19 protein-coding genes are annotated in these 23889 nt (G+C 74.0%); 3 read left to right on the top strand and 16 right to left on the bottom strand.

The window, feature by feature from the left end:
• Nucleotides 1–48 precede the first annotated feature (48 nt).
• The 10 genes from ACIQI7_RS31390 to nrdR form a co-directional block, all read right to left on the bottom strand.
• Complete coding sequence (locus tag ACIQI7_RS31390) at nucleotides 49–1293, bottom strand: cytochrome P450 (protein WP_401116653.1); 1245 nt, start codon at nucleotides 1291–1293, stop codon at nucleotides 49–51.
• The gene (locus tag ACIQI7_RS31395) at nucleotides 1290–2027 is read right to left on the bottom strand and encodes a GTP-binding protein (RefSeq protein WP_401116655.1); all 738 of its coding nucleotides are present in this window, start codon (nucleotides 2025–2027) and stop codon (nucleotides 1290–1292) included. Before ACIQI7_RS31395 ends, ACIQI7_RS31390 begins: the two co-directional genes overlap by 4 nt.
• Nucleotides 2008–2376, bottom strand: a complete 369-nt coding sequence (locus ACIQI7_RS31400; RefSeq protein WP_401116657.1) for a DUF742 domain-containing protein — start codon at nucleotides 2374–2376, stop codon at nucleotides 2008–2010. The genes ACIQI7_RS31395 and ACIQI7_RS31400 overlap by 20 nt, the downstream gene beginning before the upstream one ends.
• On the bottom strand, nucleotides 2373–2807 hold the full coding sequence (locus ACIQI7_RS31405; protein WP_401116659.1) for a roadblock/LC7 domain-containing protein: 435 nt from the start codon (nucleotides 2805–2807) through the stop codon (nucleotides 2373–2375). Before ACIQI7_RS31405 ends, ACIQI7_RS31400 begins: the two co-directional genes overlap by 4 nt.
• Nucleotides 2807–4606, bottom strand: a complete 1800-nt coding sequence (locus ACIQI7_RS31410) for a sensor histidine kinase (protein ID WP_401116661.1) — start codon at nucleotides 4604–4606, stop codon at nucleotides 2807–2809. Before ACIQI7_RS31410 ends, ACIQI7_RS31405 begins: the two co-directional genes overlap by 1 nt.
• Nucleotides 4607–4880: 274 nt before the next feature.
• The gene (locus ACIQI7_RS31415; protein ID WP_401116663.1) at nucleotides 4881–5447 is read right to left on the bottom strand and encodes a Clp protease N-terminal domain-containing protein; all 567 of its coding nucleotides are present in this window, start codon (nucleotides 5445–5447) and stop codon (nucleotides 4881–4883) included.
• Nucleotides 5448–5449: 2 nt separating this feature from the next.
• Complete coding sequence (locus ACIQI7_RS31420; RefSeq protein WP_387759491.1) at nucleotides 5450–5686, bottom strand: RNA polymerase subunit sigma-70; 237 nt, start codon at nucleotides 5684–5686, stop codon at nucleotides 5450–5452.
• Nucleotides 5687–5744: 58 nt separating this feature from the next.
• On the bottom strand, nucleotides 5745–6503 hold the full coding sequence (locus ACIQI7_RS31425; protein WP_401116828.1) for an SDR family oxidoreductase: 759 nt from the start codon (nucleotides 6501–6503) through the stop codon (nucleotides 5745–5747).
• Between the two features lie 170 nt (nucleotides 6504–6673).
• Complete coding sequence (locus tag ACIQI7_RS31430) at nucleotides 6674–9565, bottom strand: vitamin B12-dependent ribonucleotide reductase (RefSeq protein ID WP_401116666.1); 2892 nt, start codon at nucleotides 9563–9565, stop codon at nucleotides 6674–6676.
• A gap of 206 nt (nucleotides 9566–9771) precedes the next feature.
• Nucleotides 9772–10272: a transcriptional regulator NrdR gene (gene nrdR, locus ACIQI7_RS31435; protein ID WP_387759488.1), complete on the bottom strand. Its 501-nt coding sequence runs from the start codon at nucleotides 10270–10272 to the stop codon at nucleotides 9772–9774.
• Nucleotides 10273–10615: 343 nt separating this feature from the next.
• On the opposite strand from nrdR, the gene lexA reads away from it, so the two are divergent.
• The gene (gene lexA, locus ACIQI7_RS31440) at nucleotides 10616–11497 is read left to right on the top strand and encodes a transcriptional repressor LexA (RefSeq protein ID WP_387759486.1); all 882 of its coding nucleotides are present in this window, start codon (nucleotides 10616–10618) and stop codon (nucleotides 11495–11497) included.
• Between the two features lie 85 nt (nucleotides 11498–11582).
• On the opposite strand, the gene ACIQI7_RS31445 is transcribed toward lexA, so the two are convergent.
• From ACIQI7_RS31445 to ACIQI7_RS31465, 5 genes are read right to left on the bottom strand one after another with little or no spacing between them, the layout of a single operon-like run.
• Nucleotides 11583–13706: an ATP-dependent DNA helicase gene (locus tag ACIQI7_RS31445; protein ID WP_401116669.1), complete on the bottom strand. Its 2124-nt coding sequence runs from the start codon at nucleotides 13704–13706 to the stop codon at nucleotides 11583–11585.
• A gap of 12 nt (nucleotides 13707–13718) precedes the next feature.
• Nucleotides 13719–15542 (bottom strand): IucA/IucC family protein, encoded by a 1824-nt coding sequence (locus ACIQI7_RS31450; RefSeq protein ID WP_401116671.1) that lies wholly within the window; start codon nucleotides 15540–15542, stop codon nucleotides 13719–13721.
• Nucleotides 15520–16977 carry a lysine N(6)-hydroxylase/L-ornithine N(5)-oxygenase family protein gene (locus ACIQI7_RS31455; protein WP_401116673.1) on the bottom strand — a complete coding sequence of 486 codons (1458 nt, stop codon included), beginning with the start codon at nucleotides 16975–16977 and terminating at the stop codon, nucleotides 15520–15522. The genes ACIQI7_RS31450 and ACIQI7_RS31455 overlap by 23 nt, the downstream gene beginning before the upstream one ends.
• An 11-nt stretch (nucleotides 16978–16988) precedes the next feature.
• On the bottom strand, nucleotides 16989–17663 hold the full coding sequence (locus ACIQI7_RS31460; protein ID WP_401116675.1) for a GNAT family N-acetyltransferase: 675 nt from the start codon (nucleotides 17661–17663) through the stop codon (nucleotides 16989–16991).
• Nucleotides 17612–19525, bottom strand: coding sequence for an IucA/IucC family protein (locus tag ACIQI7_RS31465; protein ID WP_401116677.1), 1914 nt, complete (start codon nucleotides 19523–19525; stop codon nucleotides 17612–17614). Before ACIQI7_RS31465 ends, ACIQI7_RS31460 begins: the two co-directional genes overlap by 52 nt.
• Before the next feature lie 364 nt (nucleotides 19526–19889).
• Here ACIQI7_RS31465 and ACIQI7_RS31470 point away from each other — a divergent pair, with 364 nt between their 5' ends.
• Both ACIQI7_RS31470 and ACIQI7_RS31475 read left to right on the top strand, forming a co-directional pair.
• On the top strand, nucleotides 19890–21104 hold the full coding sequence (locus ACIQI7_RS31470) for a trypsin-like serine peptidase (protein WP_401116679.1): 1215 nt from the start codon (nucleotides 19890–19892) through the stop codon (nucleotides 21102–21104).
• Nucleotides 21105–21197: 93 nt separating this feature from the next.
• Complete coding sequence (locus tag ACIQI7_RS31475) at nucleotides 21198–22316, top strand: trypsin-like serine peptidase (protein ID WP_401116681.1); 1119 nt, start codon at nucleotides 21198–21200, stop codon at nucleotides 22314–22316.
• 70 nt (nucleotides 22317–22386) lie between these two features.
• On the opposite strand, the gene hflX is transcribed toward ACIQI7_RS31475, so the two are convergent.
• Nucleotides 22387–23889 carry a GTPase HflX gene (hflX, locus tag ACIQI7_RS31480; protein ID WP_401116683.1) on the bottom strand — a complete coding sequence of 501 codons (1503 nt, stop codon included), beginning with the start codon at nucleotides 23887–23889 and terminating at the stop codon, nucleotides 22387–22389.

Raw genomic sequence — 23889 nt, forward strand, 5'->3', positions numbered from 1 at the left:
TCTCTTTCGAACGACGGGCGTTGGTGGGTCGGGCCGGGCGTCGGCGGATCAGGCCGGGTGGCCCGGGGTGAACGAGACCGGCAGCGCCACCAGCCCGCGCACCCAGGCCGACGGCCGCCACACCAGCGCGTGCTCGGCCACCGCCAGCCGCAGGTCCGGCAGCCGGTCGAGCAGCACCTCGATCGCGGTGGTGGCGATCACCTCGGCCGCCTCCTGGGCCGGGAACGGGCAGCCGTGCTCGCCGTACGAGTAGCTCATGTGCGCCCGGTTCCCCTCCGCCGGCCGGCCGTCCGCCTGCCGGACCGCTGGGTCGGCGTTGGCCCCGGCGAAGCCGAGCAGCACCAGGTCGCCCTCGCCGATCCGCTGGCCGCCCAGCTGGGTGTCGCGGACCGCCCAGCGGCCGGCGAAGATCTGGGTCGGGGTGTCCTCCCAGAGCGCCTCGTTCAGCGCCTGGCTGATGCTGCGCCGACCGCCGGCCAGCGAAGCGGCGAACCGCTCGTCGGTGAGCATCAGCCGCAGCGCGTTGGAGATCCAGTACGAGCTCGGCTGGTGACCGGCGATCAGCAGCACCCGCAGGTCGCGCATCACCTCGTCGTGGGTCAGCCCGGCCGGGTGCGCCAGCATCCGCGAGGCGACGTCGGCGCCCGGGTACTCGGCCTTCTCCTCGACCAGCGCGAGCATCAGCTCCAGCAGCCGCTGGGCACCGGCCGGCGCGTCCGGACCACCGTCCAGCATCGCCAGCAGCGCCGCGATCAGCTGCGGCGCCTGTTCCTCGTCCAGGCCGAGCACCCGGCACAGCACCAGCAGCGGCATCCGGTGCGCGTACTCGGCGACCAGGTCGGCCTCGCCGCGCCCGGCGAACCCGTCGATCAGCCGGTCGGCGATCTCCTCGGCGTGCTTGCGCAGCTCGTACGGGTCGATCCCGGCCAGCGCGTCGGTGACCGCGCGCGAGCGCCGGACGTGCTCCTCGCCCTCGGCGTAGAGGATCGAGGGGACGGGCGCCATCATCGGCTTCAGCGGCCAGTCCGCGGGCAGCGTCGCCCAGGCGTGCCAGCGGCTGGAGTCGCGGCCGAACAGCTGCGGCTGGCCGGTCACCTGCTGGAGCTCGCGGTAGCCGATGACCAGCCAGGCGGGCACGCCGCCGGCCAGCTCGACCGGGGCGACCGGGCCGTGCGCGGCGCGCAGCTCCCGGTAGAGCTGGGACGGGTCGGTCTGGAAGCGCGGCCCGTACAGCGGCGTGGCGCCGGCGTGCGCCGGGCAGCCCGGGGGCGGGGTGGCGGCGGGCTCGGTCACGGAGTGCTCTCCTCGTAGGTCGCGGTGCGGGCCGGGGCGGGCTCCTCGGCCGGGGCGGCCGCTCCGGCCAGGACACCGCCGTCGGTCGGGACGAGCCCGTCGGTCGGAACGAGCCCGTCGCTCAGGGCGGCCTCGTCGGCCCCGGCCAGGGCGGCCAGGTGGTGGACCAGGGCGATCAGCACCCGCTTGCCGGACTCCCGGTCACGCGCGTCGCAGTCCACCAGCGGCACCTCGGCCGGCAGGTCCAGCGCCTCGCGGACCTGCTCCAGGGTGTGGTTGGGCTCGCCGAAGTTGTTGCGGGCCACGATGAACGGCGTGCCGTGGTGCTCCAGCCGGTCGATCGCGTACCAGGACTCCTCCAGCCGCCGGGTGTCGACCAGGACGACCGCGCCCAGGGCGCCGCTGAACAGCCGGTCCCAGAGGAACCAGAAGCGCTCCTGCCCGGGCGCGCCGAACAGGTACAGCACCTGGCGCGCGGAGAGGGTGATCCGGCCGAAGTCGAAGGCGACCGTGGTGGAGCGCTTGCCCCAGGTGCCGGCCGGGTCGATGCCCTCGCCCGCCCTGGTCATCACCTCTTCGGTGTTCAGCGGGCGGATCTCGCTGACCGAGCCGACCAGGGTGGTCTTGCCCACGCCGAAGCCGCCGACCACGACGATCTTCAGCGCGTTGTCGGCGGTCGCCCGCAGCGGGGTGCGCGCGCCGGCGGGCCGGAGGTCAGAGCTGTTGGAGGCCATGCAGCACCTGCTTCAGCGTGTCGAGGTCGGGCAGCCTGGCCTTGTTCGGCGCGAACCGGGGGTGGCGGGCGGTGACCGCCCCGGACTCCAGCAGGTCGCCGAGCAGGATCTTCACCACCGAGACGGGCAGTGCCAGCTCCGCCGCCACCTCCACGACGGCAGTCGGGGCCTCGCACATCCGCAGGATCCGGGCGTGCTCCGACTGCATCCCGGGCGCCGGCTCCCGCTCGGCGACGATCAGGGTGACCAGGTCGAAGGCGTTCTCCGGAGCACGGCTGCGGCCCCGGGTGATGGTGTAGAGGCGGTCCGGGTCGTCGTCACGGCCCGGCAGCGGCGGCGTCCCGCTCATGTGGTCGCGCTCTCTTGAGCGGCCTCGCCTTCCGCGTCCCGGGCGGGCGCGCTGAGGTGGACCCCGATCTGCTCGATCAGGCCGTGCATGTTGTGGCCGACCACGCCGACGTCCGCCTCGTCGTCCGTGACGACCGCCAGGTGCGCGCCCTCGCCGGCCGCCACGATGCACAGGATGCCGCCGTGGAACTCGGTCATCGACTGCCGCACGCCGCCGCTGCCGTCGCCGAACTCGATCGAGGCGCCGTGCGCCAGGCTCTGGAGGCCGGAGGCGATGGCGGCCAGCTGGTCGGCCTGGTCGGTGCTCAGTCCGGCGGTGTGGCAGAGCTTGAGGCCGTCGGCGGAGAGGACCAGGGCGTGCCGGGTGCCGGGGGTCGCCGCCAGCAGGTTCTCCAACAGCCAGTCGAGGTCACGGTCGGTGGCACTGCTCATCAGGTGTCCTTCTCGGTGACGGGGGAAGCGTCGGGCATGGTGTCGGGATCCGCGGCCGGCGCCCCGGCGGGGTCCGTGGTCGGTGCCCCGGCGGGGGGCTGCGCGGCCGCCGCGGGCAGGGCGGCGGCCCGGCGGAACGCGCCGAAGCGGGCGGCCGCGCTCGCCGCGTCGCCACGGACGGGCTTCGCGGTCCGGTCCGCCGCGGGCGCGTTGGCGGTCAGCGTCTGCCCCCGGCGGCGCTGCGGCAGGCCGCTGTCGGTCATCCGGGCGGGCGCGGGCGCGGACGGCGTCCCGGTGACGGTCTGCGTCCCCGCGGCGGTCCGCTGATCCTCGGAGGTCCGCTGCCCGACGGGGGTCCGCGGCGCGGCGAGCGCCGGAGGCAGCGAGGCGGGCGCGGGACGCGCCGAGGTGAGCGCGGGGCGCGCGGCCTCCGGCGGCGGCGCCTGCGCCGGGACGGACGCCTGGACGGGCGCCGAGGTGGCGGCCGGTGCGTGGGTGACCAGCTGCTGCGGGATCAGCATCACCACCCCGGTGCCACCGCGCGCCGACGGCCGGAAGGAGATCTGCAGCCCGTGCTTGCGCGCCAGCACGCCGACCACCGCCAGCCCCAGCCGGGTACCGGCGGAGAGCGTGGTGAGGTCCAGCGGCTCGGCGGAGACGGCCCGCTCGGCCCGGCGCAGCCAGCTCTCGCTCAGGCCCAGCCCGCTGTCCTCGACGGTGACCGCCAGGCCGGCCGGCACCTCCTCGACGTAGACGTGCACCTCGGCCGGCGGAGCGGAGAAGTTGGTGGCGTTGTCCAGCAGTTCGGCCAGCGCGTGCATCACGCCCTCGGCCGCGTACCCGGCGACCGCGGCGGTGCTGGCGTTGTGCAGCCGCACCCGCTGGTAGGCGCCGATCCGGCCGAGCGCGCCGCGCAGCACCGACTCCACCGCGATCGGCTTGGCCCAGCGGCGGCCCGAGCGGGCGCCGGTGAGCACCGCGATGCTGTCGGCCATCCGGCCCGCCTGGGCGGTCGAGTGGTCCAGGCTCAGCAGGTCGCCGAGGACCTCCTCGTCGTGCCGGTGCTGCATCTCGCGCAGTTCGGCGTGCATGCTCGTGGCCAGCGCCTGGACCCGGCCGGCGGCGGTCGCGCAGACCGCGAGCGCGGCGGCCCGCAGCCGCTCGCCGCGGCCGATCTCCTCGCCGACGGCCCGCAGCAGCGCGTACTGGGGGTGCTTGCGGTGGGCGGCCAGCGCGCTGTCCACGGCCGCGCCGGCCCGCAGCTTCGCCACCACCGCGGGCAGCACGCCCTCGGCGATCCCGGCCAGCTCGGCGCGCTCGGCCTCGGCCCGGGTCCGCTCGCTCTCCGCCCCGGCCCGCTCGGCGTCGAGTTCGGCCCGCAGCCGGGCCAGTTCGGCGTGCGCGGCGGTGACGTCCGCCTCGGCGCGGGCCCGCTCGGCCCGGGCGGCGTCCCGCTCGGCGAGCGCGGCACCGGTGCGGTCGGCGGCGGCCGTCTCGGCCTGCCGGGCCGTGCCCGCGGCGACCAGCGCGGCCCGGGTCTCCTCGTGCTGCGCGGCCAGGTCCTCGGTCAGTGCGCGGGTGCGCTCGACGCCGGTCGCCGCGAGGCCGACGGCGATCAGCCAGAGCACCGTGACGGCGCCCACCGCGAGGGCGGTGAGCGGCTGGTGCGCGCCGAACGCCCGGACGATGCCGACCGGCGCGGCGACCAGCGCCAGCAGCACGGCGGCCGCGGTCAGGGCGACGGTGCGCGGCGCGGGCCGTCGGCGCGATCGGCCGTCGGGGCTGGTGGCTTCTCTCATCGGTGCGGTCCTCGGCAACGTCGGCGGGCGGCGGCGCGGGCGGCGGGTCGGCGACGGTAGCGGCCGCCGACAGCTGGTCGGGCGCATACCAGACCGCCCGGAGACGTGACGAAACGTCTCCGGGCGTCTGATCGGTTCACGCTTTCGGCCGATCATATCGATTCAGACATAGGCCTCAAGCGGCCAGTTGACGGCCAATCTCCTGCTTTCGCTCCATCCGCACCGCTCGGCGCCGACGACGACGCCCCACCGCGGGCCCGACGGGCGCCGGGACTCAGGCCAGTTCCACCTCCACCGCCCGCCGTACGGCCCGGAAGTCCAGCCCGTGGTCGGCGATCACCCGGGCCCCGAGGCCCTCCCCCTCGCGGAGCACCCCGAGCAGCAGGTGGCCCACCGCGATCTCCCCGGACTTCAGCCGCAGCGACTCGCGCAGGGACAGCTCCAGCACCTTCTTCGCCCGGGCCGTGAACGGGACGCGCCCGCCCTTGCCGCCGCCGGAGCGGAACCAGCCCCGGCGCTTCGACTCCTCCTCCGGCGGGGCGTCCAGCGCGCCCTCGCCGAAGACCGACTCGACCGCCTCCCGCACCGCGTCCAGGTCGACCCCGATCGAGGCCAGTGCCTGGGTCCGGTCCCCCTCCCCGGACAGGCGGCGCACCGCCTGCCGCGCCGTCTCCCGGTCGAGCCCGGCCCCGGTCAGCACGGCGGCGGCCGGGTCGTCCGTCCGGGCCAGGACCGCGAGCAGCAGGTGCTCCGTCCCGACGTGGCCGTGCCGCAGCTCCCTCGCCTCCTGCTGCGCCGCGACCACCACCTGCCGTGCCGCGTGGGTGAAACGCTCGAACATCCTCAGCCTCCGTCCTGGTCGCCGCGGGTACCGCGCTTCGCGTACTTCTTGTGGACCGCCTGCCTGGTCACCCCGAGGCAGACCGCGATGTCCTGCCAGGACCAGCCCTGCGACCGGGCGTTGCCCACCTGCAGGGACTCCAGGCGATCGGCCAGATCGCGCAGGGCGCGGACCGCCCGGAGCCCCACGGCGGGGTCACGACTGCTCGCGGCGGCCGCGAGTTCTCCGCTCTCGCTCATGCCGTCAACTTTCGTTGACACCCGGGCGAATGTCAACCCTGGTTGACAGTCGCGGGGCTCAGCCGACCCGCCGCTCCAGCGCCTCCTCGAAGGTCCCGGTGCCCACCGCCCGCTCCGGCGTCAGGTTCCCGCCCGCGCGAAGCCCCCGGCCGACCGCCCCCGGCAGCCGCAGCGGCAGCAGCACCCGCCGCCTGCCCGCCGCCCGCAAGTACGCCTCGGCCAGCTCCCGGTACGTCCACACCCGCGGGCCGCCCACCTCCGGCGCGAACCCGGCCGGCTCCTCCCCCACCAGGTCCGCGACCGCCGCCGCCACCTCCCGGACGTCCACCGGCTGGAACCGCACCCCGCCGAACACCGGGAAGACCGGCAGCTTCACCGAGGCGTCGAAGACCTTCAGCACCAGGTCGTGGAACTGCGTCGCCCGCAGCACCGTCCAGCCGAGCCCCGACTCCCGCACCACCCGCTCGCAGGCGAGCTTCGTCCGGTAGTACGCGAGCGGCACCCGGTCGATCCCGACGATCGACACGTACACCAGGTGCCGGACCCCCGCCTCCCGCGCCCGCGCCACCAGCGTCCGCACCCCCGCCAGGTCCGCCTTCCGCTGCGTGGTCGCGCAGTCCAGCACCACGTCGACCCCGGCCACCGCCTCCGCGATCCCGGCCCCGCTCACCAGGTCCCCGACCACCCACTCGACCCCGTCGCCCGCGTCCCGCGCCCGCCGGCTCAGCCCCCGCACCGCCACCCCGCGCGCCGCCAGCAGCCGCACCACCTCCCGCCCGAGCGTCCCCGTCGCCCCGGTCACCAGCACCGTCCCCATCACGCACCACTCCTTCTCGGCAGAACCCGTCACCCCCTACGGACCGGACACCGCCCCCGGACGTGACATCGGCACCCCCGGGAACACGAAGAAGCGGGGCGAGGACCGTGAAGGTCCTCGCCCCGCTTCAGGGGGTCACCTCAGAAGGCGACCACCGGGGTCGGGCGCGGTCAGCTGCAGCCGCTGGTGGAGCCGCAGCCCTCGCAGAGGTAGCAGCTGCCGGCGCGGCGCATCTTGGTGCCGCAGGAGAAGCAGAGCGGGGCGTCGGCGTTGAGGCCGAGCTGGATCTCCATCAGCTCCGTGGAGTTGTGGGCCTGCTTCGCGGCCGGCTTGGGCGCCTCCACGGCCGGGGCCGGCTGGACGGGCTTGGCCGCGACGGGGGCGGACTGGGCGAGCGACTCGGTGTCCAGCTCCTCCTCGGCCTCCAACGGCTCGTACGAGCCCGTCTCCAGGTGGCGCTGGCGCTCCTCGACGGAGTGGATGCCGAGCGCCGAGCGGGTCTCGAACGGCAGGAAGTCGAGCGCCAGGCGGCGGAAGATGTAGTCGACGATCGACTGCGCCATCCGCACGTCCGGGTCGTCGGTCAGACCGGCCGGCTCGAAGCGCATGTTGGTGAACTTCGAGACGTACGTCTCCAGCGGCACGCCGTACTGGAGGCCGACGGAGACGGCGATGGAGAAGGCGTCCATCATGCCCGCGAGGGTCGAGCCCTGCTTGGACATCTTCAGGAAGACCTCGCCCAGACCGTCGTCCGGGTAGGAGTTGGCGGTCATGTAGCCCTCGGCGCCACCGACCGTGAAGGAGGTGGTGATGCCCGGGCGGCCCTTGGGCAGGCGCTTGCGGACCGGGCGGTACTCGACGACCTTCTCGACCACGGCGGCCGGGGCCTCCTCGGCCTTGGCCCCGGCGGTCTCGGAGTCCTTCTTCTTGGCCGAGAGCGGCTGGCCCACCTTGCAGTTGTCGCGGTAGATGGCGAGCGCCTTGACGCCCATCTTCCACGCCTCGAAGTAGATCTCCTCGATCTCCTCCACAGTGGCGGACTCGGGCATGTTCACGGTCTTGGAGATGGCGCCGGAGATCCAGGGCTGGATCGCGGCCATCATCCGGACGTGGCCCATGGCCGAGATGACGCGCTCGCCCATCGCGCAGTCGAACACCTCGTAGTGCTCGGACTTCAGGCCCGGGGCGTCCACCACGTTGCCGTGCTCGGCGATGTGGGCGACGACCGCCTCGATCTGCTCGTCCTGGTAGCCCAGGCGCTTGAGGGCGCGCGGGACGGTGCCGTTGACGATCTGCATCGAGCCGCCGCCGACCAGCTTCTTGAACTTGACCAGGGCCAGGTCGGGCTCGACACCGGTGGTGTCGCAGTCCATCATCAGGCCGATGGTGCCGGTCGGGGCGAGCACCGAGGCCTGGGCGTTGCGGAACCCGTTCTCCGCGCCGATGCGCAGCACGTCCTGCCAGGTCCTGTTGGCGGCCAGCCAGACCGGGGAGTCCAGGTCGTCGACCGAGACGGCGTCCAGCGAGGCGTCCGCGTGCTGCTTCATGACCTGCCGGTGGGCGGTCGCGTTGCGGGCGTAGCCGTCGTACGGGCCGACCACGCCGGCGAGTTCGGCGCCGCGGCGGTAGGCGGTGCCGGTCATCAGCGAGGTGATGGCGCCGGCCAGGGCGCGGCCGCCCTCGCTGTCGTAGGCGTGGCCGGTGGCCATCAGCAGGGCGCCGAGGTTGGCGTAGCCGATGCCGAGCTGGCGGTAGGCGCGGGTGGTCTCGCCGATCTTCTCGGTGGGGAAGTCCGCGAAGCAGATGGAGATGTCCATCGCGGTGATGACCAGCTCGACGACCTTGGCGAAGGTGGCGGCGTCGAACGAGTCGTCGTCGCGCAGGAACTTCATCAGGTTCAGCGAGGCGAGGTTGCAGCTGGAGTTGTCCAGGTGCATGTACTCGGAGCAGGGGTTGGACGCGTTGATGCGGCCTGACTCCGGGCAGGTGTGCCAGTGGTTGATCGTGGTGTCGTACTGGATACCCGGGTCGGCGCAGGCCCAGGCGGCCTCGGCCATCTTGCGGAACAGCTTCTTCGCGTCGACGGTCTCGATGACCTCGCCGGTCATCCGGGCGCGCAGGCCGAATTCGGTGCCGTTCTCGACGGCGGTCATGAATTCGTCGTTGACGCGGACCGAGTTGTTGGCGTTCTGGTACTGGACGGAGGCGATGTCGTCGCCGCCGAGGTCCATGTCGAAGCCCGCGTCGCGCAGGGCGCGGATCTTCTCCTCCTCCTTCACCTTGGTCTCGATGAAGGCCTCGACGTCCGGGTGGTCCACGTCGAGCACGACCATCTTGGCCGCGCGGCGGGTGGCGCCACCGGACTTGATGGTGCCGGCCGAGGCGTCGGCGCCGCGCATGAAGGAGACCGGGCCGGAGGCGTTGCCGCCGGAGGAGAGCAGTTCCTTGGAGGAGCGGATCCGGGAGAGGTTGAGGCCGGCGCCGGAGCCGCCCTTGAAGATCATGCCCTCTTCCTTGTACCAGTCGAGGATCGACTCCATGGAGTCGTCGACGGACAGGATGAAGCAGGCGCTGACCTGCTGGGGCTGCTTGGTGCCGACGTTGAACCAGACCGGCGAGTTGAAGCTGAACACCTGGTGGAGGAGGGCGTGGGTCAGCTCGTGCTCGAAGATCTCGGCGTCGTCCTTGGTGGCGAAGTAGCCGTGCTTCTCGCCGGCCGCGCGGTAGGTGAGCACCACGCGGTCGATGATCTGCTTGAGGCTCCACTCGCGCTGCGGGGTGCCGACGGCGCCGCGGAAGTACTTGGACGTGACGATGTTGACGGCGTTGACCGACCAGAAGTCGGGGAACTCCACGCCGCGCTGCTCGAAGTTGATCGAGCCGTCGCGCCAGTTGGTCATCACGACGTCACGCCGCTCCCAGCGGACCTCGTCGTACGGGTGCACGCCAGGAGTGGTGTAGATGCGCTCCATCCGGAGACCGCCCTTCGGGGCCTTGGCGCCCTTGGCCGCGGCCTTCTCGGACTTCGACCCGCGTGCGGAACCGCTCGTGGTGTCTGTCACTTCTCGCTCCTCCTCCTGGGCAAACGCCCGAAGTGCCCCGAAAAGTCCGGGCACTGCTGGTTCGTTCTTCCGGTGTGCGGGCAGGCGGAGACCTCGCCTGCCTACGCACGGTTTGTAGTGTTCTGTGCCCATTTTTCGGGCACGCGTGGGCCCCGTGGGGCCGTGGTGGTGCGGAGGGGCCCGTCGGGGCCCGGCGCCGGCGCCTCCTAGGGCGCGGCGGTGGAGACGGACACGCGGGTGTCGTCCGCCTCGGGGGTGTGGGGCCGCTCGGCGCGGAGCTCCGCGATGGCGGCCTCGAAGTCTTCCAGTCCGTCGTACGCCTGGTACACGGAGGCGAAGCGCAGGTACGCGACCACGTCGAGCTCCTTGAGCGGACCGAGTATGGCCAGCCCCACGTCGTGGGTGGTCAGCTCGGCGTTGCCGCTGGCGCGCACGCACTCCTCGACCCGCTGGCCGAGCTGGGCCAGCGCGTCCTCGGTGACCGGGCGGCCCTGGCAGGCCTTGCGGACGCCGGTGATGACCTTCTGCCGGGAGAACGGCTCGGTGACGCCGCTGCGCTTGATGACCATCAGCGCGGCCGTCTCCACCGTGGTGAAGCGGCGGCCGCAGTCCGGGCACTGCCGACGACGGCGGATGCAGCTGCCGTCCTCGGTGGTCCGGCTGTCGACAACGCGGCTGTCGGAGTGCCGGCAGAAGGGGCAGTGCACCTCGGGATCCCTCCCTGGCAGAACGTTCGGACCGGTTGAGTCTATGCGATGCGCCCCCGGCCTCGGCAAGCTGATCATGCGGGGCGACCACTAGTACTGGGCACGGAGAGGACTGTAGCCACTACATGTAGGCCTCGGGGGGAGGTGAGCGCCTTGGCGTGTCGGTGCCGATTAGACTGCCGTGGTCGAGTTCCGCTCGAACATTTACTCGATGTACAACAAAGCCTTGATCGAGTCAGTCAACTCCCGAATAATTCACTCGAACGTGTGTTTGGCGCAACCTTTCGATAGGAGGCGCGTTGGGCTGGAAAAGGGGAGAGGACAGCCGTCGAGAGGGGCCGCCGTGAACACGATCGAAAGCAACACCATCCCGGTGCAGGAACACTCCCAGTTCAAGGTGGGGCAGCGCACCACGAATCAGCAGGGTCTGGACATCAGCATGGACCGTAGCGAAGACCACCGTCTCCCCGGCGCGGCCCTTTCCGGGGCGCCCCGCGTTCCCGACCAGCCGATCGAACACTCCGCCGCCGTGGACGACGCCCACCCCTCCCCCGCCCGCGCCATGCCCGGCCGCCCCCCCGGCATCCGCACCGACGAGGCGGGTCTCACCGAGCGCCAGCGCCGGGTGATCGAGGTCATCCGGGATTCCGTCCAGCGGCGCGGCTACCCGCCGTCCATGCGCGAGATCGGCCAGGCCGTCGGCCTGTCCAGCACCTCCTCGGTCGCCCACCAGCTGATGGCCCTGGAGCGCAAGGGCTTCCTGCGCCGGGACCCGCACCGCCCGCGCGCCTACGAGGTCCGCGGCGTCGAGGTGGCCCGTCCGAACACCGCCGAGACGGCCGGCCGCCCGTCCACCTCCTACGTCCCGCTGGTCGGCCGGATCGCCGCCGGCGGGCCGATCCTGGCCGAGCAGACGGTCGAGGACGTCTTCCCGCTGCCCCGCCAGCTGGTCGGCGAGGGCGAGCTGTTCGCGCTCACCGTGCGCGGCGACTCGATGATCGAGGCGGCCATCTGCGACGGCGACTGGGTCACCGTGCGCCGCCAGCCGGTCGCCGAGAACGGCGACATCGTGGCCGCGATGATCGACGGCGAGGCCACCGTCAAGCGGCTCAAGCGCGAGGACGGCCGGATCTGGCTGCTGCCGCACAACCCGGCGTACGAGCCGATCAACGGCGACAACGCGACCATCCTGGGCAAGGTCGTCGCGGTCCTGCGCCGGCTCTGAGCGCCCCGGCGGCCGGCCGCCGCACACACCGGGGAGGGGCTCATCGCGATCCGCGAGGAGCCCCTCCGGCGTTTCCGGGGGCCGCTCAGCCCCGCTTCACCACCGGTCGCACCGGCGCCGCCGAGGCATCGATCGCCGCCAGCGAGCGGCGCACCTGGTTGCGGTCCGTGGTGTACCAGAACTCCGGCATCGAGGACCGGAAGAAGCCCCCGTACCGCTTGGTCTCCACCCGCGGGTCCAGCACCGCGACCACGCCCCGGTCGTCGGCCGCGCGCACCAGCCGGCCCGCGCCCTGGGCCATCAGCAGCGCCGCGTGCGTCGCCGCGACGGCCATGAAGCCGTTCCCGCCGCGCTGTTCGACGTCCTTCTGGCGGGCGCTCATCAGCGGGTCGTCCGGCCGGGGGAACGGGATCCGGTCCATCACGACCAGCTGGCAGGCCGAGCCGGGCACGTCCACGCCCTGCCAGAGCGAGAGCGTGCCGAACAGGCAGGTGGTCGCGTCCGAGGCGAACTCCCGGATCAGCTCGCCCAGGGTGTCCTCGCCCTGGAGCAGGACGCGGTGGTCCAGCCGCTCGCGCATCGCCTCGGCGGCCGTCTGGGCGCCGCGCATCGAGGAGAACAGGCCCAGCGTCCGCCCGCCGGCCGCGCCGATCAGCTCGGCCAACTCGTCCAGCATGTCCGGCCGTTCCGGGTCCCGCCCGGGGTCGGCCAGGTGCTTGGCGACGTACAGGATGCCCTGCTTGGGGTACTTGAACGGCGAGCCGACGTCGATCCCGCGCCAGTGCGGGACGGCGTCCTCCCCGAACCCCGGTTCGGGGTTGTCCCCGGCGGTGCGGACGTCCGGCAGCCGTGCCTCGGAGGGCAGGCCGACCGAGGCGGCGACGCCGTTGAAGTCCCCGCCGAGCTTGAGCGTGGCCGAGGTGAGGACGACCGAGCGCTCCTTGTACAGCCCCTCGCGCAGCAGCCCGGAGACGCTCAGCGGGGCGACCCGCAGCGAGGCGGTGCCCAGCCCGTAGCGGTCGCTGCGCTCGATCCAGACCACGTCGTACTCGGAGTCCTCCAGCAGCCGGTCGGCCGTCTCGTGCAGCGCCTCGGCCGAGGCCATCGCCTGCTTGCGGACGGCGTCCTCGTCGCTGAGCCCCTTGTCCCTGGTCTCGCCCAGCGAGGTGATCACCTGGCGGGAGGCGTCCCGGATCGCGGTGACCGCGTACGCCAGGTACTCGGGCAGTTCCTCGACCCGGCCGGGCTGGGCCGTCTCCATCAGGCCGTGGTAGTTCTCGGCGGCGGCCTGGAGCGCGTCCACCGCCTTCTCGTTGGCCAGCCGCGCGGCCCGCTTCACGGCCCGGTTGACCGCCCCGACGGTCAGCTCCGCGGTGGCCGCTCCGGTGACCCGGTTGACCAGCTCGTGCGCCTCGTCGACGATCAGCAGCCCGTGCTCGGGCAGCACCGGCGCGCCCTCGATCGCGTCGATCGCGAGCATCGCGTGGTTGGTGACCACGACGTCCGCCAGCTTGGCCCGCTCCCGGGCCTTCTCCGCGAAGCACTCCTGGCCGTACGGGCAGCGGGTGGCGCCCAGGCACTCCTTGGAGGTGACCGAGAGCTGGGCCCAGGCCTTGTCGGAGACGCCGGGGCTGAGGTCGTCGCGGTCCCCGGTGTCGGTCTCGTCGGCCCACTCGCGCAGCCGCAGCACGTCCTTACCGAGCTTCCCGGTGGGCCCGCCGAGCGCGTCCACCGCGTCGAACAGGCCCTCGCCCTCGTCGCTCGGGGTTCCCTCGTTGGCCCGGTGCAGGCACAGGTAGTTGGAGCGGCCCTTGAGCATCGCGAACAGCGGGCGGCGGCGCAGCACCGGGTGCAGCGCCTCGACGGTGCGCGGCAAGTCCCGCTCCACCAGCTGGCGTTGCAGGGCCAGGGTGGCGGTGGCGACCACCACGCGGTCGCCGTGGGCCAGCGAGGGCACCAGGTAGGCCAGGGACTTGCCGGTGCCGGTGCCGGCCTGGACGAGCAGGTGCTCACCGTGGTCGACGGCGTCGGCGACGGCCTCGGCCATCCGGGCCTGGCCGGGGCGCTCCACGCCGCCGACGGCCGCCACCGCGGCGTGCAGCAGCTCGGGGATCCGCGAGCGCGGGACGGCGACGGCTTCCTCGGCCTCGTCGCCGAGGTCCGCCGCCCGCTGGGATTCGGAGTCGTGGGATTCGGAGTCGTTCGTCATGACGCTCCCAGCCTACGGGGCGGGGGTGACAATCCGGTCCCGTTCTCCGGGCTGTCGCACGTCCACGGCGACCAGCGCGTTCGGCACGGTGCCGTACCGGGCGGCGTGCGGGCGGTGCGGGCGGTCCTGGTAGCCGTCCAGCAGCAGCCGGTTGCGGTTGAGGCAGAGCCGGTCGATCCGGGGGCGGAACAGGTCGAACAGCTCGAAGCGCTCGCGCAGCTCGGGGAAGCGGTCCTGGTAGCGGAGCACCTCGGCGCGCAGCAGGGCCCAGAACTCGGTCTCGGGCAGCCCGGTCTGCGCCTCCAGCAGCGGGGCGAGGTAGCGGAAGACGCCGATGAACAGCCCGGAGTGGATGAACTGGCAGAGCCCCTGCGGGCTCTCCCGCAGCAGCACCTCGGCCACCTCGGGGGGCAGGCCGTGCAGTTCGGGCAGGCCCTGCGCGCTGAGGTTGACGTCGTCCACGAAGTCCTTGACCGCGAGCCGGACCGGAGCGTCGGACGGGTCGAAGACGACGATGGCGTTCTCGCCGTGCGGGGAGAAGACGAGGCCGTAGCGGTAGAGGAAGTGCAGCAGCGGCGGCATCATCGCGGCGAACAGCCGGGCGGTCCAGTCTCCGGGGCGCAGGCCGGAGCGGTCGATCAGCTCGGCGGCGAGCGCCCGCCCGTCGGAGCCGGTCTGCAGCAGCGCGGCCAGCGTGCGGGCCCGCTCGCCGCCGTCCAGGAAGGGCCCGAGCGGCTGGCGCCAGATCGCGCCGAGCAGCTCCTTGTACTGGTAGGGGGCCTCGGGCAGCTCGCGGTAGAGCGGGTGGTCGACGGTGACGGAGGCGATCTCGCCGAGCAGGACGACCCGGCACTCGTCGCGCAGGTACGGGTCGGCGTCGCGCAGCCCGAGCAGCCAGGCGGTGACGGTGGGCGCGGCCAGCGTGCGCTCGACCGGCAGGCCGCGCCAGACCAGGGTGTTGAGGATGGACAGCGGCAGCTTGACGGTGCAGCGCTCGGGGTGGGCGGTGTTGAAGAAGGAGCGGATCGACTGCTGGGGCAGCCGTGGGTCCCCGTCCGAGGGCAGCGGGACGATCTCGCCGGAGGCGATCCAGGGGGCGAACAGCGGCAGGACCGTCTCCTCCCACTGCCAGGGGTGGACGGGCAGCAGCAGGTAGTCCTCGGCGTCCGGGCCGAGCGCGGCGCGCAGCGCGTCCACGTCGTCCAGCTCGCGGGCGTAGAGCTGCTCGGGCCGTTCCAGGCCGGGCACCCCGCGGTACTCGGCGAGCCGGCGGTGCACCGCGATCCAGGGCAGCGGGCGGGCGCTGCGGGCCTCCGGGGCCCAGCGGGCGGCGTCGGCGGCGGAGAAGCCGATCCGGCCCTTGTTGGGGACGATCCAGGGGTGGCCGGTCTGCCGGCCCTCCAGGGCGGTGTGGTCGAGGTCGGCGAGTTCGGCGGCGGTCAGCGCGGTGGCGAGCTGGCGGGCGTCGGCGGTCAGGGTGGCGCAGAGCTCGCGGATCAGGTGGCCGGTGGTCTCGCCGCGCATGCCGAGGGTCTGCCGGGCGTACGGGAGGAAGCGCAGCGGGTCCAGGCCGTCGGGGCGGTCGCAGCGGACGGAGTCCGGGTCGACCTGCCAGCTGTCGTAGGCGCCGCGCCGGGCGGTGAAGCGGTACTCGGCCTCGGGCAGCTCCAGCCGGTATTCGCCGGGCGCGTCGCCGGGGACGGGCCGGAGCAGCTCCTCGTAGGCGAACTCGCCCAGCATCTTGGCCAGCAGGGCGCGGCCGGCCCGCTGCCAGTGCCCGGCGGTGAGGTGCGGGGGCAGGTGGAGCGGCGGTTCAGCGGCCGACGGTTGCGGCACGGGTCAACTCCTGGGGGCGGGGGACGACGGGGGTCCGGTCGGGGGTCGCGGGAGCGGGGGCGGGAGCGGCGGCGGCCCGGGCGGGTGCGGAGCCGGCGGGTGGCGGGGCGGACGCGGAGGCGGCGGGCGGCGCGAAGCCGGTCCAGGCGGTGCGGTCGGGCAGCCGGTGGACGGTGCGCCCGGTGACGGCGTTGAGGATCACGGCGGCCCGGTGGGCGCCGAGCCCGAGGTCGGGGGTGCCGACGCCGTGGGTGTGCAGTTCGGCGTTCTGGACGTACAGCCCGCCGGTGAGCTCGGGCCGGGTGGCGACCCGGTGGTCCAGGTCGACCCGGTAGCGCCCGGCCCCGTCCCAGTCGATCAGTCCGGCGAGCGGTTCGAGCGCGGCCGGGCGGGCCGCCCGGTAGCCGGTGGCGAGCACCACGGCGTCGGTGCGCAGCAGGTGCTCGGTGCCGGAGTCGGTGTGCCGGCAGTGCAGTTCGAGGCCGCCGCAGGGGCCGGGGCGGGCGGCGTCGACGGCGGTGCCGGGGGTGATCTCGACCGGGGCGGTGTCGATCGGGCGTCCGATGGTGCGCTCGTAGAGGTGGTCGTGGATCTCGGCGAGGGTCTCGGCGCTGGCGGCCTTGTGCAGCTGCCACTGGGCGGCGACCAGCGCGTCCCGGACGGGGGCGGGCAGGCCGTGGAAGTAGCGGGTGTAGTCGGGGGTGAAGTGCTCCAGGCCGAGCTTGGAGTACTCCATGGGGGCGAGCGCCCTGGTCCGGGTGAGCCAGCGCAGCCGGACGCCGTCGCCCTCGTGGCGCCGGAGCAGGTCGAGGAAGACCTCGGCGCCGGACTGTCCGCTGCCGACCACGGTGATGTCCCGGGCGCCGGCCAGGTCGGCGCGGCGGTCCAGGTACTCGGCGGAGTGGAAGGCCCGCGGGTGGCCGGCCAGCGGGGCGAAGGCCTCCGGCAGCACCGGCCGGGTGCCGACGCCGAGGGCGAGGTTGCGGGCCCGGGCCTCGGAGCGCCGGCCGGTCGCGGTGTCGGTCAGCTCGACGCGGTACCAGGGCGCGTCCCAGCGCAGGGCGGTGACCTCGGTGCCGAAGCGGCAGTTGGCCAGCCGTTCGGCGGCCCAGCGGCAGTAGTGGTCGTACTCGCGGCGCGGCAGCTGGAAGCGCTCGGCGAAGTAGAACGGGAACAGCCGGTCCTGCTCGCGCAGGTAGTTGAGGAAGGACCACTGGCTGGTCGGGTCGACCAGGGAGACCAGGTCGGCGAGGAACGGCACCTGCATCCGGGCCCCGTCCACCAGCATGCCGTGGTGCCAGCGGAACTCCGGGCGCTGGTCGCAGAAGAGCGTGCGCAGGCCGGGGACGGGCTCGGCGAGCGCGGCGAGCGAGAGGTTGAACGGGCCGATGCCGACGCCGAGCAGGTCGTACGCGGGGGGTGTCGAGGTGTCCACAGGGGGGTGTCCTAGGCGGGGAGTCGGGTCTGCGCGGCGGGCCCGTCGGCCCGGTCGCGGACCATCAGGGCGGCGCGTTTGCCGGGCAGGTCGAGTTCGGCGGCGGCCCGGAATCCGGCCCGCTCGAAGGCCCGGACGGACCGCCGGTTGCGGATGTCCGGTTCGGCCACCACCCGTTCGCAGCGCGGGTTCCGGCGGAGAATCAATTCTGCGAGAGCGGCCAGGAGGACGGCGCCGAGCCCGCGGCCGCGGCTGGCGGCGGGCCCGAGCAGCAGGTGCACGCCGGTGTCGTACGGCCGGGCCGGGTAGTGCGCGGCGAGCGGGTCGAGGTCGGCGCGGTAGACCTCCCAGTAGCTCATCGGCTCGCCGTCGAGCAGGCCGAGGCACGGGATGCTGCGGCCGTCGCCGTCCAGTTGGGCCCGGACGTGCCGCTCGGTGGCCTCCGGCGGCCCGGCCAGCTCCCAGAAGGCGTCGACCTCGGGGTCGTTCATCCAGCCGGCGAGCAGGGCGAGGTCGGCGGGCAGCCGGACCGGGGCGAGCCGGAACCCGCCGGCCGGGGTGGGGACGGCGCCCCACCCGGGCAGGTCGGGCGGCGCCACGTCACCGCGTTCGCCCGGGCGCGCGTCCTTCCGGTTCACGCTCCCCCAGCCTCCGGCCGGGGGAACCCCCACCGCTCGCCCGGGCACCCGGCCAGCGGGTTGGGGATGTCCACGTACACGGACTGGCTGGCGACCGGACCGACCAGCTCGTCCATGCCGTTGATCCGGGTGAGCAGGTTGGCCTTGCAGGGCAGCGTGGGCGCGTCCAGCAGCAGCGCGGGCAGCGCCGAGCGGGTGGCGGCGGCCCGCGGGCCGGCCAGGAACCGGCGCAGCGCGGCGAGCAGCACCGTCTCGTCGGCGAGCCGCTGGGAGCCGAAGGCGCCGATCAGGCCGAGCACGTGGTTGATGCCGAGGTAGTAGGCGAAGTGGTGGTCGATCACCTCGTCCGGCAGGAAGGTGTCGCTGTCGGCGCCGAGCCCGGGCAGCCGGGCGGCGAGCCTCGCGGTGGCGCTCTCCCGGTAGTAGTAGCCCTGGTTGTCGCGGTAGCGGCCGCCGCACGGCCAGCCCTCGGCGTCCAGCAGCACGAGGCTGTTCTGCTGGTGCGCCTCCAGGGCGATGCCGCCCCGGCCGTCCAGCCAGAGGATGGGCAGCACGACCGCGTCCAGGTAGCGCAGGAACCATTCGGCGGCCACGGTCGGCAGCGGGCGGGCGCAGCGCGCGGCGAGCGTCCGCAGGATGTCGCCGAGCCGGGAGGGCACGGTGTCGCCGGTGCCCAGCGGCTGTTCGGCGACCAGCCCGGCGACGCACAGGGCGCGGTCGGTGGGCGCGAAGGGCTGGGCGCGCAGCACGGTGTCCAGGCCGCCCGGGTCGCCGAGGCCGGGGTGGTCGACGCCGATCCAGGCCGGGTCGCGGACGATGTCGAAGCCGGGGTGGGCGGCCCGCCACTCGGCGGCCAGCCCGCTCTCCAGCAGCCGGTGCATCTCCAGGCCCCGGTGCAGTTCCTTGCGCAGGTTCTCCCGGCGGGAGTTGGTGATCCGCAGGCCGAGCGAGAGCTTGAGCATCCACGGGGTGCCGGGCCGGTAGACGGTGCGCACCGAGGAGGTGGGGTACCAGGGCTCGCCGGCCGGGCCGAGGTCGTGCAGCAGCCCGTCGGCGAGCAGGGCGGCGACGGCCGGGCGGTGGGCGAGTTCGCGGGCCTGCCAGGGGTGCAGCGGGAGGGCGGCGGTGCCGGGCGGCAGCGTCGTGCCGCCGTCGAGCAGGCCGGCGGTGAGCTGCTCGGCGCTCTCGGCGACGGCGGACCCGGCCGCGAGCAATTCGCGGTCCACGGCGTACCAGTGCAGTTGGAAGGAGCCGTGCAGTTCGGGCGAGTAGGCGGCGCTCTGGGCCGGGCCGAGGCCGTCGCGGCTCTTCGGCGTGGGGTGCAGCGGGTGGCCGAGCAGCAGGGACTGCTCAGCGGCGAGGAAGTGCGAGCGCTCCGGCCCGCCGGGGACGGCCGCGGTGCGGCGGTGGGCGAGGATCTCGGCGGTGCGCACGACCGAGTCGGCGACCCGGCCGGCCAGGTCGGCGACCTGTCCGGGGTCGGGCCGTTCGGCGGCCGCGGCGGCGAGCAGCGCGGCGGCGGTGACGGCGTCCACCGGGGCCTCGGCGGCGCCTTCGCCCGCCGCGAGGGTGGCGGGCCCGAAGCGGTGCCAGCCGCCGGGCGACCAGTAGCGGACCGGGGCGGTGAGCCGGGCGGCCCCGCCCAGGACGGCGATCCGCAGCCGGCCGTCCGGGCCGGGCCGGGCTCCGGTCTCCCGCGTCCAGCAGCGCAACAGGGCCTCCAGCCCGGCCTGTTCGGCGGCGACGGCCGGGTCGGGGTGCAGCAGCAGGTCGTGGCCGTGGGCCGGTTCCGCGGTGGGCGGCGGTACGGGCGGGGCTCCGGTGAGGGCGGCGGTGCTCAAGGCTGCTCCTTGGGGCGCGTGGGGGTGCGGACGCGCTCTGTGGTGGAGGGGATCGGCGGGCGCTCGCACCGTCGCGTCAGGTAAGGGTTACCTATCCATGACGGGTGATCACAAGGACGGCTCACTCGTCCGGGTGAGAATCGGCGATTGTCCACATCTGGGACCGATTGCCCTGCTGAGCCGGTGGACCGGGCGGGCCGGGATCACGGATCGGTGACCTCCGGCCCGCACCGCAACCGGGGGGGCGGGCACCGCCGTCGTCGTCCGCGATGGAAGACTCCAGGGCGGGGGAGCGCCGCGCCGCGCACCGGCCGGGCACGCGCCGCCCGGGCGCAGGGCCACCGGCCCCGGCGCCGCCCGGCGGGCCGGCACCGCCGAGCACCGCCCAGCACCGCCCAGCATCGACCGACCGAGCACAGGGGGAAGCGCACAGATGCCATCGATCCACCGGTCAGCCCTGGCCGCCCTGGCCGCGGGCGCCCTGCTCGCCGTGAGCGCCTGCGGGCCGGACGGCCCGACGGGCGGCGGGACCAGCCCCGCGCCGCCGCCCTCCTCCGCGGCGGCCGCGGGCTCGGGCGGCGCGATCGGCGGGATCACCCTCCCGTCCGGGCTGCCGACCAGCCTGCTGGAGGGGCTGCCCAGGAGCTGGGACGACCTGAAGAAGTGGAAGTTCGAGGACTGGGACAAGTGGGCGTCCAAGCACGTCTTCGACAACCCGGTGGTGAAGGACTTCTGGGACCCGGACAAAATGGGCGACTCCAAGCCCGCCGACCCGGCGCCGCCCGCCGCCAAGCCCGCCCCCGCCACCCCCGGGCCGTCCACTCCCGGGCCGTCCACCCCCGGATCGTCCACCGACGCCGGCGTGACCGATGCCGATCCCCCGGTGGTCAAGGCCACGGCGATGCCCCGCCCGTACACCGGGCAGCCCTCCGGCAAGGTGTTCTTCTCCGCCAAGGGCGGCCGCGGCAACTGCTCGGCGACGGTGATCGGCGACCCGCGGCACCCGGGCCGCAGCAACCTGGTCTGGACGGCCGGCCACTGCGTGCACGAGGGCAAGGGCGGCGGCTTCTTCAAGGACCTGGTCTTCGTGCCCGCCTACAACAACTCGGGCGCCTCCAGCGGCGGCAAGCGGGCCCCGCTGTCCGAGCTGGCCCCGCTCGGCACCTGGTGGGCCGACCAGGTCACCACCTCGCCGCAGTGGATGGTCGAGGGCGGCGGCAGCGGCGACGCCGCCAACCAGTACGACTTCGCGGTCATGCGCGTGCACAACCAGAACGACACCGGCAAGTCCCTGGAGGAGACGGTCGGTTCGGCCGTCCCGGTCTGGTTCGACGCGCCGCGCGACCGGCTCGACGTGTCGGCCGTCGGCTACCCGCTGGTCAAGCCGTTCGACGGCCAGGAGCTGTACCGGTGCGACGGCGGCAAGCCGACCCGGCTCTCCTTCGACGCCAAGCGTCCGACGATGCTGACCATCGGCTGCGACATGACCCAGGGCGCCAGCGGCGGCGGCTGGTTCGCCAAGATGCCCGACGGCAGGACGGCCCTGGTCAGCAACACCTCGATCGGCACCCCGGAGCACACCTCGCTGAGCGGCCCGTACCTGGAGGCGGTCGCCCGGCAGGCGCTGGACTGGATCTCCAAGAAGTAGCCGGACCTCCGCGGCCGGCAGCCGCTCCGAGGAAGCAGCCGCCACCGGGGGGCGGTACGGAACCACCAGCACAGCACGGGGGGACGAGCCCGCATGCCGACAACCACCAGCCGGGGGCGCCGGGCCGCGACGGCCGGCGCCGCGCTGCTCGCCGCGCTCGCGCTGGGGGCGGCCGGGTGCGGGCCGGACGGCCCCGCCCGGCCCGCCACCACGCCCCTCGCCCTGCCCCGGTCCGCGCCCACCAGCCCGGGCGACCTGACCGGCTGGAAGGTCGAGGACTGGGCGCGCCACGTCGCCGGCAGCGCCTTCGCCAACGACGCGCCGCCCGGCTCCTGGCCGGCGGCCCGGATGGACGCCGCCCGGGGCCGGCCCACCCCGGAGTACTCCCTGACCGCCCCCGCGGCGGACGGCGTCGAACGGGACGCCCCGCCCGCCGCCGTACCGGCCGAGCCGCAGCCGCACCCGTACGGCCCGGTCGGCTCGGTGGTCGGCCGGCTCTTCGCGGCCACGCCGCAGGGCGACGCCGCCTGCTCCGCCACCGTGGTCTCCGACCCGGTCAACCCGGGCCGCAGCGACCTCGTCCTCACCGCCGCCCACTGCCTGCACGAGGGCAAGGGCGGCGGCTGGTTGAGGAACCTGGTCTTCGTTCCCGGCTTCAACCGGGACGGCCGGATGGTCCACGGCAAGCCGAACCCCGACCAGCGCGCCGCCCCGTACGGCCGGTGGACGGTGGTGCGCGCGCTGGTCTCGCCGACCTGGCTCCAGGAGAGCGGCGTCGGCGCCCACCACCAGTACGACTACGGCATCCTGCGGGTGCGCGGGGAGGACGGCTCCGGGAAGTCCCTGGAGGAGACGGTCGGCGGCTCGGTGCCGATCTGGTTCAACGCCCCGCGCGACCTGATCACCGCGGTCGCCGCCTACGGCTACCCGGCCGAGCGGCCGTTCGACGGCCTGCGGCTCGCCCACTGCGACTCCCCGGTCGCGCCCGGGCGGCTCTCCTTCGACCGGAACCGCCCGCCGCTGTACGTGATCGGCTGCACCATGACGGCCGGCTCCAGCGGCGGCGGCTGGTTCGTCACCAGGGACGGCAAGCCCAACCTGATCAGCGTCGGAGCCCTCGGCGACCGCAACCCGGCCGGCTACCAGGCCGGCCCCGCCCTGCAGGACCAGGCGAAGCAGGCCTTCGACTACTTCGCCAAGAACGTCAGGTAGCCGCCACCGGGAGGACGGCGAAGGGCCCCGGGACGACGTTTCGTCCCGGGGCCCTTCGGCGCGCCACGGCTCAGCTCTGCAGGGCCACCGCGAAGTACTCCAGCTCGGCGGCCAGTTCGGCCGGCACCTTGGCGTGCAGCAGGGTGCCCTCGCCGGTGTGCTCGGTGGAGAGCAGCTCGCCCTCGGCGTGCACCCGGGAGACCAGCGCGCCCTGGGTGTAGGGCACCAGGGCCCGCACCTCGACCGCCGGACGCGGCAGTTCGTCGTCGATGAGCTGCAGCAGCTCCTCGATGCCCGCGCCGCTGCGGGCCGACACCACGATGGCGTGCGGCTCGCGGCGCAGCAGGCGCTGGAGGACGTGCGGATCGGCGGCGTCCGCCTTGTTGATCACCACGATCTCCGGCACGTTCTGCGCGTCGACCGAGACGATGACCTCTCGGACGGCGGCCAGCTGCGTCTCCGGCTCGGGGTGCGAGCCGTCCACCACGTGCAGGATGAGGTCGGCGTCGGCGACCTCCTCCATGGTCGAGCGGAAGGCCTCGACCAGGTGGTGCGGCAGGTGCCGGACGAAGCCGACGGTGTCGGCCAGGGTGTAGAGCCGCCCGCTCGGGGTCTCGGCCCGGCGGACCGTCGGGTCCAGGGTGGCGAACAGGGCGTTCTCCACCAGCACGCCCGCGCCGGTGAGCCGGTTGAGCAGGGAGGACTTGCCGGCGTTGGTGTACCCGGCGATGGCCACGGACGGCACCTGGTGGCGCTTGCGCTCCTGGCGCTTGGTGTCGCGGCCCTTCTTCATGTCGGCGATCTCCTTGCGGAGCTTCGCCATCTTCTCGCGGATCCGGCGCCGGTCCGTCTCGATCTTGGTCTCACCGGGACCACGGGTGGCCATGCCGCCGCCCGAGGAGCCGGAGCCACCGCCACCCATCTGCCGGGACAGCGACTGACCCCAGCCGCGCAGGCGCGGCAGCATGTACTGCATCTGCGCCAGCGAGACCTGCGCCTTGCCCTCCCGGGACTTGGCGTGCTGGGCGAAGATGTCCAGGATCAGGGCCGTCCGGTCGACGACCTTGACCTTGACCACGTCCTCCAGGTGGATCAGCTGGCCGGGGGTGAGCTCACCGTCGCAGACCACGGTGTCGGCGCCGGTGGCGGAGACGATGTCGCGCAGCTCCTTGGCCTTGCCGGAGCCGATGTAGGTGGCCGCGTCGGGCTTGTCACGGCGCTGGATGACGCCGTCCAGCACCTGGGAACCGGCCGTCTCGGCGAGCGCGGCGAGCTCGGCCATCGAGTTCTCCGCCTCCTCCAGCGTGCCGTCGGTCCAGACGCCGACGAGGACCACGCGCTCCAGGCGGAGCTGGCGGTACTCGACCTCGGTGACGTCTTCGAGTTCGGTGGAGAGGCCGGCGACCCGGCGCAGGGCGGCTCGCTCGCTGCGGTCGTACTGGTCGCCGTCGTAGTGGTGGCCGAGGTCCTCGTCGATGGCCGCGAGGTCCTCGTCCATGAGGGCTTCCGCCCGCAGACCGTCGAGGCGGCGCGGAGCGTCGGCGTGGTCGCGGGTGTCGAACGTGGAGGTCAT

The sequence above is a fragment of the Kitasatospora sp. NPDC092039 genome, from assembly GCF_044756065.1.
Lineage (GTDB): Bacteria > Actinomycetota > Actinomycetes > Streptomycetales > Streptomycetaceae > Kitasatospora.

Excerpts from the sequence above, each read along its gene's own strand:
- ACIQI7_RS31395 (WP_401116655.1), bottom strand. The coding sequence starts at position 2,027 with ATGGCCTCCAACAGCTCTGACCTCCGGCCCGCCGGCGCGCGCACCCCG.
- ACIQI7_RS31400 (WP_401116657.1), bottom strand. The coding sequence starts at position 2,376 with ATGAGCGGGACGCCGCCGCTGCCGGGCCGTGACGACGACCCGGACCGC.
- ACIQI7_RS31405 (WP_401116659.1), bottom strand. The coding sequence starts at position 2,807 with ATGAGCAGTGCCACCGACCGTGACCTCGACTGGCTGTTGGAGAACCTG.
- ACIQI7_RS31410 (WP_401116661.1), bottom strand. The coding sequence starts at position 4,606 with ATGAGAGAAGCCACCAGCCCCGACGGCCGATCGCGCCGACGGCCCGCG.
- ACIQI7_RS31415 (WP_401116663.1), bottom strand. The coding sequence starts at position 5,447 with ATGTTCGAGCGTTTCACCCACGCGGCACGGCAGGTGGTGGTCGCGGCG.
- ACIQI7_RS31420 (WP_387759491.1), bottom strand. The coding sequence starts at position 5,686 with ATGAGCGAGAGCGGAGAACTCGCGGCCGCCGCGAGCAGTCGTGACCCC.
- ACIQI7_RS31425 (WP_401116828.1), bottom strand. The coding sequence starts at position 6,503 with ATGGGGACGGTGCTGGTGACCGGGGCGACGGGGACGCTCGGGCGGGAG.
- ACIQI7_RS31445 (WP_401116669.1), bottom strand. The coding sequence starts at position 13,706 with ATGACGAACGACTCCGAATCCCACGACTCCGAATCCCAGCGGGCGGCG.
- ACIQI7_RS31470 (WP_401116679.1), top strand. The coding sequence starts at position 19,890 with ATGCCATCGATCCACCGGTCAGCCCTGGCCGCCCTGGCCGCGGGCGCC.
- ACIQI7_RS31475 (WP_401116681.1), top strand. The coding sequence starts at position 21,198 with ATGCCGACAACCACCAGCCGGGGGCGCCGGGCCGCGACGGCCGGCGCC.
- hflX (WP_401116683.1), bottom strand. The coding sequence starts at position 23,889 with ATGACCTCCACGTTCGACACCCGCGACCACGCCGACGCTCCGCGCCGC.